Source organism: Novosphingobium sp. SG707 (genome assembly GCF_012275515.1).
Taxonomy (GTDB): domain Bacteria; phylum Pseudomonadota; class Alphaproteobacteria; order Sphingomonadales; family Sphingomonadaceae; genus Novosphingobium.
On sequence record NZ_JAAZQL010000001.1, the window covers coordinates 1,122,750 to 1,137,358 of the forward strand.

13 protein-coding genes are annotated in these 14,609 nt (G+C 64.7%); 4 read left to right on the top strand and 9 right to left on the bottom strand.

Going from position 1 to position 14,609, the window contains the following annotated elements; genetic code table 11:
* Positions 1-35 precede the first annotated feature (35 nt).
* Positions 36-383: a response regulator gene (locus FHW92_RS04535; RefSeq protein WP_168601985.1), complete on the bottom strand. Its 348-nt coding sequence runs from the start codon at positions 381-383 to the stop codon at positions 36-38.
* Positions 384-883: 500 nt separating this feature from the next.
* Here FHW92_RS04535 and FHW92_RS04540 point away from each other — a divergent pair, with 500 nt between their 5' ends.
* Complete coding sequence (locus tag FHW92_RS04540; protein ID WP_168601986.1) at positions 884-1,258, top strand: hypothetical protein; 375 nt, start codon at positions 884-886, stop codon at positions 1,256-1,258.
* 157 nt (positions 1,259-1,415) lie between these two features.
* Entirely contained in the window at positions 1,416-2,543 is a 1,128-nt protein-coding gene (locus FHW92_RS04545) for an OmpA family protein (RefSeq protein ID WP_246869897.1), read from the top strand.
* Between the two features lie 89 nt (positions 2,544-2,632).
* Here FHW92_RS04545 and FHW92_RS04550 read toward each other — a convergent pair whose 3' ends face one another.
* From FHW92_RS04550 to FHW92_RS04565, 4 genes are all read right to left on the bottom strand, one after another.
* Positions 2,633-3,820, bottom strand: a complete 1,188-nt coding sequence (locus FHW92_RS04550) for a histidine-type phosphatase (protein ID WP_168601987.1) — start codon at positions 3,818-3,820, stop codon at positions 2,633-2,635.
* 17 nt (positions 3,821-3,837) lie between these two features.
* Positions 3,838-6,630: a TonB-dependent receptor gene (locus FHW92_RS04555; RefSeq protein WP_168601988.1), complete on the bottom strand. Its 2,793-nt coding sequence runs from the start codon at positions 6,628-6,630 to the stop codon at positions 3,838-3,840.
* 119 nt (positions 6,631-6,749) lie between these two features.
* Positions 6,750-7,592 carry a FecR domain-containing protein gene (locus FHW92_RS04560; RefSeq protein ID WP_246869898.1) on the bottom strand — a complete coding sequence of 281 codons (843 nt, stop codon included), beginning with the start codon at positions 7,590-7,592 and terminating at the stop codon, positions 6,750-6,752.
* A 58-nt stretch (positions 7,593-7,650) separates the two neighbouring features.
* The gene (locus FHW92_RS04565; RefSeq protein WP_168601990.1) at positions 7,651-8,247 is read right to left on the bottom strand and encodes a sigma-70 family RNA polymerase sigma factor; all 597 of its coding nucleotides are present in this window, start codon (positions 8,245-8,247) and stop codon (positions 7,651-7,653) included.
* 188 nt (positions 8,248-8,435) lie between these two features.
* Between FHW92_RS04565 and FHW92_RS04570 the strand changes: the two genes are divergently transcribed.
* Both FHW92_RS04570 and FHW92_RS04575 read left to right on the top strand, forming a co-directional pair.
* Complete coding sequence (locus tag FHW92_RS04570) at positions 8,436-9,284, top strand: RMD1 family protein (RefSeq protein WP_168601991.1); 849 nt, start codon at positions 8,436-8,438, stop codon at positions 9,282-9,284.
* Positions 9,285-9,590: 306 nt separating this feature from the next.
* Positions 9,591-10,709 carry an MFS transporter gene (locus FHW92_RS04575; protein ID WP_210428380.1) on the top strand — a complete coding sequence of 373 codons (1,119 nt, stop codon included), beginning with the start codon at positions 9,591-9,593 and terminating at the stop codon, positions 10,707-10,709.
* A 3-nt stretch (positions 10,710-10,712) separates the two neighbouring features.
* Here the strand turns inward: FHW92_RS04575 and mmsB are convergent, their stop codons facing one another.
* Genes mmsB through FHW92_RS04595 form a run of 4 tightly spaced genes read right to left on the bottom strand, consistent with a single transcriptional unit; the run spans position 10,713 to position 14,592 of the window.
* A complete protein-coding gene (gene mmsB / locus FHW92_RS04580; RefSeq protein ID WP_168601993.1) occupies positions 10,713-11,582 on the bottom strand; it encodes a 3-hydroxyisobutyrate dehydrogenase in 870 nt (289 codons plus the stop codon).
* Positions 11,583-11,609: 27 nt separating this feature from the next.
* Positions 11,610-12,392: an enoyl-CoA hydratase-related protein gene (locus FHW92_RS04585; RefSeq protein WP_168601994.1), complete on the bottom strand. Its 783-nt coding sequence runs from the start codon at positions 12,390-12,392 to the stop codon at positions 11,610-11,612.
* The gene (locus FHW92_RS04590) at positions 12,389-13,453 is read right to left on the bottom strand and encodes an enoyl-CoA hydratase/isomerase family protein (RefSeq protein ID WP_168601995.1); all 1,065 of its coding nucleotides are present in this window, start codon (positions 13,451-13,453) and stop codon (positions 12,389-12,391) included. Before FHW92_RS04590 ends, FHW92_RS04585 begins: the two co-directional genes overlap by 4 nt.
* The gene (locus tag FHW92_RS04595; protein ID WP_168601996.1) at positions 13,450-14,592 is read right to left on the bottom strand and encodes an acyl-CoA dehydrogenase family protein; all 1,143 of its coding nucleotides are present in this window, start codon (positions 14,590-14,592) and stop codon (positions 13,450-13,452) included. The genes FHW92_RS04590 and FHW92_RS04595 overlap by 4 nt, the downstream gene beginning before the upstream one ends.
* Between the last annotated feature and the right edge of the window lie 17 nt (positions 14,593-14,609).

The following is a 14,609-nucleotide window of genomic DNA, read 5'->3' on the forward strand; positions in this document are numbered from 1 at the left end:
GTCAATTCCATGACAGGCATGAACCACCGGCCGGATCAGGCAGTATTGGCCAGTTCCACCGCCGCTTCGATTTCGTTGAGCAAAAAGGGGCCCTCCAGCGCTTCCTGCTGTTCGAGCCGCTCTCTGGCCCGCGTATAATCGCCCGTCACCATCAGCACCGGCACCGCATGGTGATCGGTGATCCGGCGCGCCGCCTCGACCGCGCATCCGGTTTCGACATCATCGCCAATGACGATCAGATCCGGCATGTGGCGCCCGGCCGCAGCCAGAGCCTGTTGCCGGGTCCAGACAAGGTCGAAGGATTCAAAGCCCAGCATCTCGAGCCTGCGCTGAATGGCGCGGCTGATGAGCATGTTTTCGTCGATGATGAGTGCGTGGCTCATGGCGAGTCCTTTTTCTTTCAGATCGCGATCCATGTGCCAGCAGTGAAGTGCGGCCCGCTCTCCGCAATGTTGCGGATCACCCGATGGACGGGCGGATTAGCCAGTAAAAGGCGCAACCGTTCTTGCCGAGAGCGACTAACGGCAAAGCCCGGCGACTCCGATTTTGGGAGCAAGGCAGGGCCCATTTCGCCCCCGCAAACCTAGAGCCCAGGAAGCGAGCCGGACGCGCCCCGCCGACTTTCCAAGCCGATGTGAATATTTAGCCCACGATACACGGGGCGGACCGGTCATCGGGCGATCACGGTTAACTACGTACTATCCCTTAGGATGAAAAACTTATTACTTCGCTTCGAGAAACGCCTATTTTCCAGACATCGATCGAAAAATAAACAAATCGATCACGATCAGAAAAAAATCTCAAATTTCAGAAATTCCCAACAGGGGATGAAGCGGTAAGCACGCCATCCGCAATAATGGCATGCAAATATGGAGAATACCTCATGCGTATTTACTATGTCCTTGCTGTGGGCGCAAGCCTTGCCTTTGTCGCTCCCGCCATGGCCCAGTCGGGCGTCGGTGCGGGCAGCGTGTCGGTGACCTCCGTGGGCGCCGGCAGCTCGACCTCCTGCGGCGGCTCGCATTGCGGGGCCATGGCCGGAGGGGCTGTGCTGGCGGGTGGCGAAGCGGGATCGTCGGCCTCGCTGTCCAACCACCATGGCACCACCACGACCACCACCTCGTCGGGCAGCATGGGCGGCGCGGTCCAGGGCGGCGGCTCTTCGACCAGCGGCCATGGCGGTTCGGCCAGTCAGACCAGCGGCGCGGTGGGCCTCTATGGTGCCGGCGCCATCGCCTACAGCGGCAGCCACCACTAAGCCTGAACAATGCAGCGGGGGAGGATTTGGCTCCTCCCCCGCTGTGCGGTTGTTCGCTCGAGCAGGGGGGCAAGCAGCCTGCCCGATCATCGTCGGCTTGCTTTCATGGGGGATCCGGCGGCGCCAGGCGCTCGGAGCCACAGTCAGGAGGATCACTATGCATAGGCTCTGGACAGCAATCAGCACCGTCGCACTGATCAGCGGTGCTATCCATCCAACCATGGCGCTGGCGCAGACCAGCACCTCGACATCGGGTTCGAACGCCGGGGCGGTTTCGGGTTCGGATGCGGCCGCCAATGCCAATCCCGTTCAGAACACCACCACCACATCGGGTTCGGTGTCGGGATCTACCTCTGGCGCCAATTCCAATTCCAATTCGGTGTCCAATCCGATCAACATCACCAACACCAAGGCGGATTCGACATCCGGGTCCAGCTCCACCGCCACCACAAGTTCGAGTTCCTCGAACCAGTCGACCAACCAGTCGACGCAGGGCAACAGCCAGACCATCAACAACAATTCGGTCTATCCGGCCAATCAGACGATCAAGACCGCACCGGCCGTCATGGCCCCCGCGCTGACCACCACGCTGACGGAAACCTGCATGGGTTCCAGCTCGCTGGGGGTTTCGGTGCTGGGCTTTGGCGCATCGGGCGGCACGACATGGCAGGACCACCACTGCGTTCGTCGCTTGAACGCCCGCGAACTGGCCCAGACGATCGGCGACCGCGATGCCGCGCGCGAATTGATGTGCTCGGATGAGGAAGTCTTCAAGGTTTACAACGCCCTTGGGCGGCCCTGCCGCCTGCGCCCGGATGGCTCGGTCAACCCTGCCTATGTCGCGCCCCCGCCTCCTCCGCCGCCCAGCATGGCCTATTCGCCGGTAGCGGCGGTTGAAAATCCCGGCCCCTATCTGGTCTTCTTCGACTGGAACCGCGCCGATATCACCAGCGAGGCCGCAGCAACGCTGGACAAGGCCACCAGTTCCTATCAGCAGACCGGCTATGCCAGCCTGCAACTGGCCGGCCATACCGACAGCAGCGGCTCGGAGGCCTATAACAAGGAACTCTCGCTGCGCCGGGCTGAATCGGTGAAGGCCTATCTGAGCGGCCATGGCATCCCGCGCGAGGTCATGAGCGTTCAGGGCTTCGGCGCCAGCTCGCCGCGCGTGGCCACGGCGCCGGGGGTGCGCGAAGCGCAGAACCGCCGGGTCGAGATCACCTTTGTGGGCGCTCCTGCGGCGCGTCCGGAAAAGCCCGCCTCGGCGCCCACAGAAAATCACTGAGGCATTGGGCCGAAACTGTCGGCATTCGGGGGGAGGAGTCCATCACGCGATGGGCTGCTCCCCCCGAGCCATAAGGGGGCCCGCGGGGCTTACGGCTCCAGCGCGCCCAGAACCTCGCCAAGCGGGCAAAGGCCGCCCCTCACCGGATGGCGGCAGGCCCCGATGGCCATGGGCTGGCGCAGCGATGCGCCCTTGCCGCTCCGCATCGCCTCCAGCGATTGCGAGCGATAGCTGGCCCGGACCAGACGACGGCCCGAAGGCATTCGCAGCACTTCCAGCACGATGGCGCCGCCCGGCGCGGGATCATCGGCGGCCAGCCCATCGACCCGCCAGTGCAGGCCCAGCACCCCCGCCAGATTGGCAATATTCGTATCATGCCCAAGGATCAGCGCCAGCCCGACACGCCCTTGCAGACCCTCGCGCAGCACCGGCGTCAGCCCCGCCAGATTGGGCACGGCTATGGGCCGGGGGCGTGCAAGCAGCCGGAATTCCTCGGCATGGAAGGTGGAAAGCGCGGCAATATCGCCCGCGCTGGCCCGGCCCCAACCGACCTCGCCCCTAGGCTTGCCATCGGCATATTCAAGCAAGAGGATTTGGGCTGCGGTCGATGCCCGGTCGAGCATTCCCGACAATTTGGGGCGGGCCTGCGCGGTGGCGGGGCGGATCTGCGTGGGCTCGGCGCCAAGGCCGCAGGGCGCCGCCGCCCCGCCGCACAGGATCGCGTTCAAACGGGCATAGAGCGGGGCCAGCCTGCGGTCGATCCCGGCCAGACCTTCCGGGCCAACCGCCTGCTCGATGGCGCCTGCCGCCGCGACCGGATCAATCCGCGCCAGCCCGGCCGAAAGCGGGCCAAAGCGCGGATCGCCCTGATCCTGCGGCAGATGGTCGATGACGGGCGCACATTTGGCCAGCGCGCCCTTGGCCCAATGCTGGGCGGTGGCGATGGTGCGCTGGTCGCTGTCGGCCAGAATATGCACCCGCCCCGCATCGGGGCAGCGCGCAGCAGGCAGCACACCAATCCGCCGCAGCCATGCGCCATCGTCCACCCCAAGGCGCTCAACCGCTTCTCCGCCGCGCACGGTCAGCCAGCCCGGCGGCACATCCCAAAGCGGCCATGCGGCGGCGGCGATCCCGGCGGGCATGGCCGGGTCCTTGGTGGGCGGGCGAATGCCATGGCGCATCAGCACCGCAACGCTTTCCACCACCGGGCCGGCTGTCTTGGCCTGAACCGGCCCGGCGCAGGCCAGCGCCGCCGCGATCATCATCATCTTGCGCATCAAATAAGCCCTTCTGCTCAGAAATGCATCTGGACGCCGCCGCGCAGCAGCGTGCCGTAACGTTCGCGTTCAATCAGATAGGCCCGGTTCGCCCCCAGATAGCGCCGCCAGCCCGCATCGGTCAGATTGACCGCATCGCCAAACACGGTGATCGCCTTGCGGATCTGATAGGAGACATGCAGGTCAAGCTGACCATTGGCGTCGGTGTACTGATCCAGCGCAGCGCTGGCGCCAAGCGTATCGAGATAGGCCGAGCGATAGGAAAAGGCGAGGCGCGCGCCAAAGCCATATTTCTCGTAAAAGACCTGCGCCGAGGCGACATTCTTGGACTGATAGGCCAAGGGCAGGCTGGCCCTGGCGCGGACCAGCGGCGCGCGGGCATGGCCCCAGACGTGGCTGAAATTGGCAGAAAGACCAAGGCCCGAGAGTGCGCCGGGCAGATTGGTGAACTGATGCTGGGCGTTGAATTCGACACCGGTGATCTGCTCATCCTGCGCATTGATCGGCTGGGTCACAGTGGCGTTGGTATAGGCGACATTGGCGAATGTGCCGTTCACCCCGGTCTGGCCATAGGTGTAGATCGGGTTGTCGATGGATTTGTAAAAGATGCCCGCCGACAGGAGGCTGCCCTTGGCCGGGTAATATTCGACCGCCGCGTCCAGATTGACCGCGCGATAGGGCTTGAGATCGGGGTTGCCCATGCTGATCGCGGGGGTGGAGGGCGAAGATGTGTCGACGATCACATAGGGCGCCAGATTGGGATAATTGGGCCGCCCGATCGAGGTCGTCACCGCCCCGCGCAGCAGCAGGTCGCGGCTGACAGCATATTTGACGTTCAGGCCCGGAAAGACATCGGTATAGCTCACCTTGCCAAAACTGTTGAACCCGTCGCTCAGTGTCGAGGAGGCCGTCACCAGCTTGGCCTTTGTGCTGTCATGGGTGGTTTCCACGCGCAGGCCGGGGATCACCGTCAGGCCGCCGAATTTCAGCTTGGCCATCACATAGGCCGCGCCAATCGTCTCGCGCACGTCATAGTCGCTGGAGAGCGAATCCGAGATCGTGCTGCTGGTGCTGACGGCGGCATAATTGGCCATATTGGCGTTGAGATAATCGCGCGCGGCGGCATAGTTGATGCGCGTGCCCATCGCGAACATACCGTCATAGAAACTGCTGCCCCCGGTATAGCCGACATCGGAGAGCAGCCATCCGGTGGCCAGCGTGGCCTTGGTCGCGCTCCATGTGGTCTTGTCGTGGTCATCGGCCTTGTGGCGGTCCATCAGCTTGACACCCGCCTTGATTTCCGAACCGTCGCCCCACGCTATGGGATGCGTGTAATCGACCTTGCCCTGCCAGATTTCCTCGAAAGCATAGCGATGTTCGAGGTTATATTTCGAGAAGTAGAATTTGGACGGATCGTTGAACAGACCCGCAAAGCTGCCCGAAGGGGCCAGCGTATAGGGATAGGTCGAGCCGTCATAGGCCAGCGAGGTGACGCCGCCCTTGGCCGTGGTGAAGGTGAATTCGCTGCGCACCGGATCGACCTTGACCGCGCGCGAATAGCCGCCCGACACCTCCAGCGTGCCGCCCGCCAGATCGGCAAATTCCCCGCCCAGCGTCAGACCGGTCGTATGGTCGTTTTCTTCGCGGCGGCGCACGAGGATAGTGGCCGTGGCTTTTGAGGGCGCGCCGGTGGTGGCGTCATAGGCGGTGACGGCCAGACGGTTCTGGTCGCGGGTTTCATGGTCCTGAAATTCGGAATAGGTGGCGCGCAGATAGAGCTTGGTCCGCTCATTGGGATGCCAATCGAAATTGCCCACCAGACCAAGGCGGGTGCGCGTCAGATTATAGTCGCGCAAGCCATTGCCATCGGGAACGCCGGTGGTGGCATAGGTCGCCGCGCTCGATCCCTGATAGTTCTGGCTTTCAATCGGGCGGCGTGAGTAATTGACGCTCAGCACCGCGCCGAATTGCTGCGTGCCGCCGAAACGCCCGCCCAGCGTGCCGTCCAGCTCATAGGGCGCCTTTTTGTTGATCTGATACTGGCCCGCCGCCCCGCGCAGATCGAGGAAGAAGGGCTTCTTGCTGTCGAAAGCGGTCTTGGTCTTGATCGAGACTTCGCCCGCAATCGCATTGGCGTCCTGACTGGCCAGCAGCGATTTGGAGACGCTGATCGACTGGATCATCGCGCTGGGGATATCGTCCAGCTTGACCTGACGGCCATCGGGCTCGGGTGCGGGCTGGGTCATGCCGTTCATCGTGACATTGGCCAGCGCCGGGTCGATGCCGCGGATGATCGCATAGCGGCCCTCGCCCTGATCGTTGGCGGCGGTCAGGCCGGGCAGGCGCTTGATCGCCTCGGCCACGTTCTGATCGGGCAATTTGCCCACGTCATTGGCGCGCAGCGTTTCCACCACATTGTCGGCCCCGCGCTTTTCGGCCACCGCCTCGCGCTGGGCCGCCAGAGCGCCGGTGACGACAATGGCACCCGCCATATCACCCGCATCGGCCGTCGGGTTGGCGGTGATGACATAGGATGTCTCGCCCGCCTTGCGCACCGACAGGCCCGTGCCGCGCAGCATCCGGGCCAGCGCTTCGTCGATGCTCATCGCGCCCGTAATAGCGTTGGTGCGGCGGCCCTCGGCGGCGCTGCCGGTGATGATGATCTGGACATTGGCCTGCCGCGCAAACAGGCGCACCGCGCCCGCGACATCCTGTGCCGGAACGTCAAACGTGGCGGCATGGGCTGCAAAAGGCAGTGCAACGCTGGTCAGCATGGTGCCAATGGCGAGATGGCGAAGAAACCCGGTCATGAAACCCTCACATGGACGGCGGGCCGGCTATTCGGCCCCATCACCTGCTCGACGAGGCGGGGCCGGGTTTCCTTTGGGGCGACAGCAAATTTATTTTGCGGCTTGGGCCAAGGGCGGTCCTATTTGCCGCCAATCACCCAACCGCCTTCCTCGGCGCGCATCGGCGCGTTCAAACTCAGCGCGGCGGCACGGGCAAAGCCTTCGGGATCATCCAGACGAAAAGCGCCATAGAGCTTTTCGCGCCCCAGCGCCGGATTGGCCAGCCGGATCGTCGCGCGATTATGCTGGTTGAATTCGGCCAGCGCGTTCTCCAGCGTTTCCCCATCCAACTCGATCCGCCCGCTGGTCCATGCCAGCGCGCGCTCCATCGCGGGCGCGGCCAGCCCCAAACGCACCGGCGCGCCATCCTTGCCCAGCCGCACCTCCTGCCCCGCCGTCAGGCGCAGGGCAAAAATCCCCCGCCGCACCTCGACCTCGCCCTCGCTGACCAGCACATTGACCGTGTCGCCCTGCGCGCTGACGCTAAAGACCGTGCCGATGTCGGTAATGGTCACATCGCCCGCCTGAACCCGAAACGGGCGCGCGGCATTATGCGCCACGCGAAACAGCGCCCGCCCCTGCGAGAGGCTGACCTTGCGCTCGCCCCGGTCCAGATCGACGCGCAGCCTGCTCGCCGCATCCAGCGTCAGCGCGCTCCCATCGGCCAGCGCGAGGCGGCGCAATTCGCCCTGCGTGGTGGCATAGGTCTGCGCCCCCGGATCCATCGCCAGCCACGCCACCAGCGAGGCCGCCAGCAGACCCAAGGCCCCCGCCGCCAACCGCCAGCGACGCAGCGGCGGCGCCTCCTGCACCGCCGGCGCAGCCGCCGTGGCCAGATGCAGCACAGCCTGCGCGCGCAGCAAGGCCCCGCCATGACGCGGATGCTCCCCAAGCCACGCCTCGAACTGGGCACGCTGTGCCAAGGGTAGATCCTCAGCCCCCGCAGCATCCAGCCGCGCGGCCCAAGCGGCCGCTTCGGCCTCAAGCACAGCGGCGGATTTTTGTCCCTCTTGCGGCAATGTCTTTCCTGTCTTCGCCCGAAGGTAGCGGGCCGTCCATTTCTGCGCAACGCAACCCCGCCTGCAACAGGCGAAGCGCCTTTTGTATATCGTTTTCCACCACACTTTCGCTGACGCCCAGCTTTTGCGCGATGTCTCTTTGCGACAGGCCCTCGATCCGCTTCATCGTAAAGATCATGCGGCACCGCTCGGGCAGAGCGGCCAGCAAGCCCTCGACGATCCGCCATTGTTCGCGCGCCGCCAGCACGCTTTCGATGCCCGCCGCTTCATCTATGACGAAGTTCTGCGCGCTTTCCGTAAGGTCCTCGAAACGAATGATCGCGGCGCGGCGTAACTGGTCGCGCCACAGGTTGCGCGCGGTCTGCATGAAATAGGCGCCGGGGCGCGTGATATGATCGACGCAGGACAGCGCGGCAAAGCGGCAATAGGCGTCCTGCACAATGTCATCAATATCGCCCGGCGCCACGCCCAGACGGCGCAGCGCGGCCCGCACCGCAGGCTCTTCAGGCACGATATGGCGGGCAACCCAACCGATGATGGCGGACGAGGCAAAGGGCATGGCGCAATCTCCTGCCCAAGGCCGCTAGGGAGCGATTGCGAAAACCTCGTGACAATGCGCCCTCCGCGCTAATCCCAATAGCCGGAGAGGACGGGCAGCGGATATAAATCCACACCGACCAAACGGAACTGTTATATTCCGGCCCTATCCTCGCGCCAGTTTTTCGCAAATCCCGACGGGAAAACAGCATGATCGCCAGCGCCGACGAGTTTCCGACCTCCTCCTCCGGCTATCTGGGCCATCCCGATTTCGTGATGCTGGGCGCGCTGCCCACGTTCGGGCGGCTGGTGGCGGGCGCAAGAGTGCTGGCCGGACGCATCGACACGCGCGCGCTGGTCGAGGACAATCGCCGCCTGCCCCCATGGGCGGGCGAGGGGCTGACCTTTGTGTTCCGCTATGGCGCGGTGGTGTCCATCACCGGGCCGGATGAGACACCGGGCCGGATCGATGCCGCGCTGGCCCGTTATCTGCGCGATCCGGCGGGCATGATCGAGGTGGAAACCGCCGAGATCAGCCTGACCCGCCACGGCACCGACCGGATCGGCGAGGAAGGCCAGATCCTGCTCGCCGATGGTGATGAGGCGCGCCTCACGCTGGTGGCCATCGTGCTGGCGCGCAGCGTGGTGCTCTCGCGCGATGAAGTGCTGGTTTCGCAGGCTTTCGACCGCATCGCCCCTTTGGTGTCCGACCTGCGCGAAACCGGGCGGACGCGCGCGCCGGTGCGTCAGGCGATGCAACTGGTGGGCGAGGTTCTGGCCGCGCGCCACCGGGTCATGGCGAAGGTTCAGGCCGACGAGCGCCCCGATGTCCTATGGGACAATCCCGAGCTGGACCGGCTCTATGCCAGGCTGGAGGCCGAACACGAGCTGGACGACCGCGCCGAGGTGCTGGAGCGCAAATTCGTGGCGCTGGGCGATTTTGCCGAAGTGCTGCTCAACATCATTCAGGACAAGCGGGCCTTTCGGCTCGAACTGGCGATCATCGCGCTGATTGCCTTTGAAATCGTACTGGCGCTGTTTAACATGCATTGGCGATAGCACGCACCGCCAACTGTTGCATCGGTGTTGGCCGATCGAGGGCTGCGGCTGTCCTGTACGGTGGGGCGATAGAGGGCGGTCTGCATAGGACTGCATATGCTGCGATGCAGCATTTTGGGGCCTGATAAAAGGCATAGCCCGCCCTATATAGGGATTTGCCTTTGCCGCACTGCATTGCGGTTCCCCCCATGACGAAAGGCCCCACCCATGAGCGCCCCTGCGCTGGACCCCGCCGCTATTGCCTTTACCCCTGCGGATGACACCGCCCGTTCCTCGCCGGTTGCCCTGGTGCATCTGGCGCTGGCGATGGGCGGGTTTGCCATCGGCACCACCGAATTCGCCACGATGAGCCTGCTGCCCTATATGGCCGACGGGCTGCATGTCGACGCGCCCACGGCGGGTCATGTGATCAGCGCTTATGCGCTGGGCGTGGTGGTGGGGGCGCCGCTGCTGGCGGTGCTGGGCGCCAATCTGGCGCGGCGGACGCTGCTGATCCTGCTGATGGGCCTGTTCGGCCTGTGCAATGCGCTCTCGGCGCTGGCGCCCGATTATCACTGGATGCTGCTGTTCCGCTTTCTCTCGGGCCTGCCGCATGGGGCCTATTTCGGCGTGGCCGCGCTGATGGCGGCCAGCCTTGTACCGCCTGAAAAGCGCACGCAGGCGGTGGGCTATGTGATGCTGGGCCTGACGGTGGCCACGATCATCGGCGTGCCCACGGCCAGTATCCTGGGCCAGTCAGTCAACTGGCGCTGGGGCTTTGGCGTGGTGGCGGTGCTGGCGCTGCTCTGCGCGGCGATGGTGGCGCGCTTTGCCCCGCATGATCGCCCGGCGGCGGGGGCCAGTCCGATGCGCGAGTTGGGCGCGCTGGCGCGGGGTCAAGTGTGGCTGACGCTGAGCATTGGCGCGATCGGCTTTGGCGGCATGTTCTGCGTCTATACCTATATCGCCTCGACGCTGATCGAGGTCACTCATGCCTCCAAAGCGGCGATCCCGCTGATTTTCGCGATCTTTGGCGTGGGGATGACGCTGGGCAACATCATCGCCCCGCGCTTTGCCGACCGGGCGCTGATGCCCACGGCGGGCGGCCTGCTGGTGTGGAGCGCGGCGTGGTTGGCGATCTATCCCTTTGCGGTGGGGCATGTCTGGGCGGTGGCGGTGGTGGTCTTTGCCATCGGCATCGGCGGGGCGCTTGGCTCCGTGCTTCAAACCCGCCTGATGGATGTGGCGGGCGAGGCGCAGACGCTGGCCGCCGCGCTCAACCATTCGGCCTTCAACATCGCCAATGCGCTGGGACCGTGGATGGGCGGGATGGCGATTGCGGCGGGCTATGGCTGGGCCTCGACCGGCTTTGTCGGGGCGGGATTGGCGCTGGCGGGGCTGGGCATCTGGGCCGTGGCCGCGCGGGTGGCGCGCCGCCACGGCTAGGGTTCAGAGCGTTTTGATGATGGCGGAAAAATCCATACCGCCATTCCCGGCCGCGTCAAAGGCGGCGTAGAGTTCCTCGGCGCGGTGGCCCATCGGCACGGGCGCGCCCGCATCCTGCGCGGCCGCCATGGCCAGTTTCAGGTCTTTGAGCATCAGTGCGGTGGCAAAGCCGCCCTGATAGTCATGATCCGCAGGCGTCTCCGGCCCTACCCCCGGCACCGGGCAATAGGAGGTCATCGACCAGCACTGGCCCGAGGCCTTGGACGAGATATCATAGAAGGTCTGGAGATCCAGCCCCAGCCTTTCGGCCAGTTTGAACGCCTCGCACGTGGCCACCATCGAGGCACCAAGCAGCATGTTGTTGCAGATCTTGGCCGCCTGCCCCGCGCCGCTTTCGCCCGCATGGATCACCGCCTTGCCCATGGCGGCAAGGATCGGCTGGGCTTCGGCAAAATCCTGCTCCGTGCCGCCCACCATAAAGGTCAGCGTGCCTGCATTGGCCGCCGCGATCCCGCCCGAAACGGGGGCGTCCACCATACGATAGCCCCCCGCCTGTGCCAGAACGGTCACTTCACGCGCGCTGGCCACATCGATGGTCGAACAATCGAGCAGCAGCGCGCCCGTCGGGGCATGGCCGATCACATCGCCGGAATAGACCGCTTTGACGATGGCCCCATTGGGCAGCATCGAGACAACGGCATCCACATCCGCCACCCCATCGCGCATATTGGCGAAAGGTACGCAGCCATTGGCCACTGCCCGATCCAGCGCGGCCTGCGCCAGATCGAAAGCATGGACCTGATGGCCCGCCTTCACCAGATTGGCCGCCATACCGCCGCCCATGTTGCCCAGTCCGATGAAGGCGATTTTCATGATAACCTCTCCTTGAATATTATGGTTTTATCGACCCTGCCATTGGGCAGTGCGTTTTTCGACAAAGGCCGCCATGCCCTCGGCCTTGTCGGCGCTGGCGGTCAGGATCTGGAACAGGCGGCGCTCGTGGAGCAGGCCCTGATCCAGCGTGGTTTCAAAGGCGGCATTGACCATTTCCTTGTTGGCGATGGCCGCCATGCGGGGCATCTCGGCAATGGTCTGCGCGGTTTTCAGCGCATCGTCGAGCAGATCGGCCAGCGGCACGATGCGCGCGACCAACCCCGCGCTCTCGGCCTCAACCGCGCCCATCATCCGCCCGGTCAGGCACATTTCCATCGCCTTGGCCTTGCCCACCGCGCGGGTCAGGCGCTGTGATCCGCCCATGCCGGGGGCTACGCCCAGCTTGATCTCGGGCTGGCCGAATTTGGCGGTGTCGGCGGCCAGAATGAAATCGGCCATCATCGCCAGTTCGCAGCCGCCGCCCAGCGCAAAGCCATTGACCGCCGCGATCCACGGCTTGCGCGTGGCCTTGACCAGCTTGGCGTGCCAATCTGCAAAGAAATCTTGAAGAAAGAAGTCGGCGGCGGGCTTTTCGGCCATTTCCTTAATGTCGGCCCCGGCGGCAAAGGCCTTCTCGCCGCTGCCCGTCAGCACCGCGCAGCCCTGCGTAGCGTCGGCCTCAAAGGCGGCAAAGGCGGCGACCAGTTCGGCGCAGACCTGCGAATTGAGCGCATTGAGCGCCTTGGGCCGGTTGAGCGTGATGAGCGTCACCGCTCCGCGCTGTTCGACCAGAATTGTTTCATAATTCATAGCGGTTTCCATTCCTCATGCGCTGGCAAGGGGGCGAAGATAGCGTCCAGCATCGCCTCGGTCACCTGCTCGGGACGGGGCGGATTCCATGCGGGGGCATTATCCTTGTCGACGATCACCGCGCGCACCCCTTCGGCAAAATCGGGAAGCATCAAAACGCGGGATCCGATCCGGTATTCCATGGCCATATTGGCCGCGAAATCGGGCAGGGTCAGGCTGGTGGCCAATTGGCGCAACGCAACCTTGCAGGTGGTCGGGCTTTTGGTGCGGATCGTGGCCAGGGTGCGGGCGGCGAAGGAGCCGCCATCCTCCTCCAGCGCGGCCAGAATATCCTCCAACCGATCACCGGCAAACAGGCGGGCGATGTCGGCGGCATGGTCGGCCAGCGCAGGCGCAGGCGGCACTATGGACAGCGCATTGAGCACCGCTTCGGGCGCCTCCCCAGCGATGATCCGCGCCTTGGCCTTGGGCAGGCTCTGCGCGGGCAGATAATGCGTGGCCAATCCGGCCCACACGCATTCCGCTCCATCCAGCCGCGCCCCGGTCAGCGCCAGATATTGCCCCAGCCTGCCGCTAAGGCGCGAAAGATACCATCCCCCGCCCACATCGGGAAACAGGCCGATACCGCTTTCAGGCATGGCAAGTTTCGTATTTTCCGTGGCAACGCGCCAACGCGCCGGGCCGCTGATGCCCACGCCGCCGCCCATGGTGATGCCGTCCATAAAGGCCACTACCGGCTTGCCATAGGCAAAGATCAGGTGGTTGAGCTGATATTCCTCATAGAAAAACCGCCGCCCGGCTGCGCCGCTATCGCTCAGCGCCGATTGGCGCAACAGGTTGATATCGCCCCCGGCGCAAAAGCCGCGCGACAATTTGGGGTCGCCCGCAGGGTCAACCGCATGGTCGATCATCACCGCGCCCACCGCCGGGTCATCACGCCATGCCAGCAACGCGGCCGTCATCGCCCGCACCATGTCCAGCGTCAGCGCATGGATCGCGCGCGGGCGGTTGAGCGAGAGCACCCCCGCGCGCGCCTCGACCCTGACCAGAACCTCGCTCATTTCAGCAGGTCCCGCGCGATAATCAGGCGCATGATTTCGTTGGTCCCTTCCAGAATGCGATGAACGCGCAAGTCGCGCCAGAAACGCTCGATGGGGTAATCACGCAGATAGCCGTAGCCGCCAAACATCTGCAACGCGCGATCCACCACGCTCGACCCGGTATCGGTGGCGAAACGCTTGGCCATGGCGGCAAAGGCGGTCTTGTCGGCATCGCCGCGCGTCACCTTTCCCGCGGCGGTATAGAGCAGCGCGCGCGCCGCCTCCAGCTCGGTGGCCATATCGGCCAGCACGAATTGGGTATTCTGGAAATCAGCGATCGCCTTGCCGAATTGCTTGCGCTCCTTGGTATAGCGCACCGCCTCGTCAATACAGCGCTGCGCCCCGCCCAGCGAGCAGGCGCCGATATTGACCCGCCCGCCGTCGATCCCGGCCATGGCGATTTTGAACCCGTCGCCCTCCTCCCCCAGCCGGTTTTCCACCGGCACGCGCACATCCTCAAGGATCACCTGCGCGGTGGGCGAGGCGTTCCAGCCCAGTTTGCGCTCCGGCGCGCCAAAACTCAGGCCCGGCGCGCCCTTTTCCACCAGCAGGCAGGAGATGCCTTTCGCTCCGGCCTCGCCGGTGCGGACCATGATGAGATAGATGTCATTCACCCCCGCGCCCGAGATGAACTGCTTGGTGCCATTCAGCACATAGTGATCGCCATCACGCCGCGCCGTGGTACGCAACGCCGCCGCATCCGATCCGCTGCCCGGCTCGGTCAGGCAATAGGAGGCCAGTTTGTCCATCCCCACCAGTTCGGGCAGATAGCGCGCCTTTAAAGCATCACCGCCAAACCGGTCGATCATCCATGCGGCCATATTGTGGATCGAAACGAAAGCCGCCGTGGCTGGGCAGCCATAGGCCATCGCCTCGATCACCAGCGCCGCCTCCAACCGCCCCAGACCGATGCCGCCGCTCTCCTCGCCCACATAGATCGCGCCAAAGCCCATGTCGCCCGCCGCGCTCATGACCTCGCGGGGGAAATGGTGCTCCTCGTCCCACCCGGCGGCATGGGGCGTGATCGAGGAGGCGGTGAACCGGGCGGCGGCCTCCTGTATCGAGCGCTGGTCCTCGTTAAGCGTAAAGGCGTCGGTCATGGCATCCTATGTCCTGT

What these genes read in the sequence shown, in the direction of transcription:
- FHW92_RS04535 (WP_168601985.1), bottom strand. Translation starts at nt 383, where the DNA reads ATGAGCCACGCACTCATCATCGACGAAAACATGCTCATCAGCCGCGCC.
- FHW92_RS04540 (WP_168601986.1), top strand. Translation starts at nt 884, where the DNA reads ATGCGTATTTACTATGTCCTTGCTGTGGGCGCAAGCCTTGCCTTTGTC.
- FHW92_RS04545 (WP_246869897.1), top strand. Translation starts at nt 1,416, where the DNA reads ATGCATAGGCTCTGGACAGCAATCAGCACCGTCGCACTGATCAGCGGT.
- FHW92_RS04550 (WP_168601987.1), bottom strand. Translation starts at nt 3,820, where the DNA reads ATGCGCAAGATGATGATGATCGCGGCGGCGCTGGCCTGCGCCGGGCCG.
- FHW92_RS04555 (WP_168601988.1), bottom strand. Translation starts at nt 6,630, where the DNA reads ATGACCGGGTTTCTTCGCCATCTCGCCATTGGCACCATGCTGACCAGC.
- FHW92_RS04565 (WP_168601990.1), bottom strand. Translation starts at nt 8,247, where the DNA reads ATGCCCTTTGCCTCGTCCGCCATCATCGGTTGGGTTGCCCGCCATATC.
- FHW92_RS04570 (WP_168601991.1), top strand. Translation starts at nt 8,436, where the DNA reads ATGATCGCCAGCGCCGACGAGTTTCCGACCTCCTCCTCCGGCTATCTG.
- FHW92_RS04575 (WP_210428380.1), top strand. Translation starts at nt 9,591, where the DNA reads ATGGGCGGGTTTGCCATCGGCACCACCGAATTCGCCACGATGAGCCTG.
- mmsB (WP_168601993.1), bottom strand. Translation starts at nt 11,582, where the DNA reads ATGAAAATCGCCTTCATCGGACTGGGCAACATGGGCGGCGGTATGGCG.
- FHW92_RS04585 (WP_168601994.1), bottom strand. Translation starts at nt 12,392, where the DNA reads ATGAATTATGAAACAATTCTGGTCGAACAGCGCGGAGCGGTGACGCTC.
- FHW92_RS04590 (WP_168601995.1), bottom strand. Translation starts at nt 13,453, where the DNA reads ATGAGCGAGGTTCTGGTCAGGGTCGAGGCGCGCGCGGGGGTGCTCTCG.
- FHW92_RS04595 (WP_168601996.1), bottom strand. Translation starts at nt 14,592, where the DNA reads ATGACCGACGCCTTTACGCTTAACGAGGACCAGCGCTCGATACAGGAG.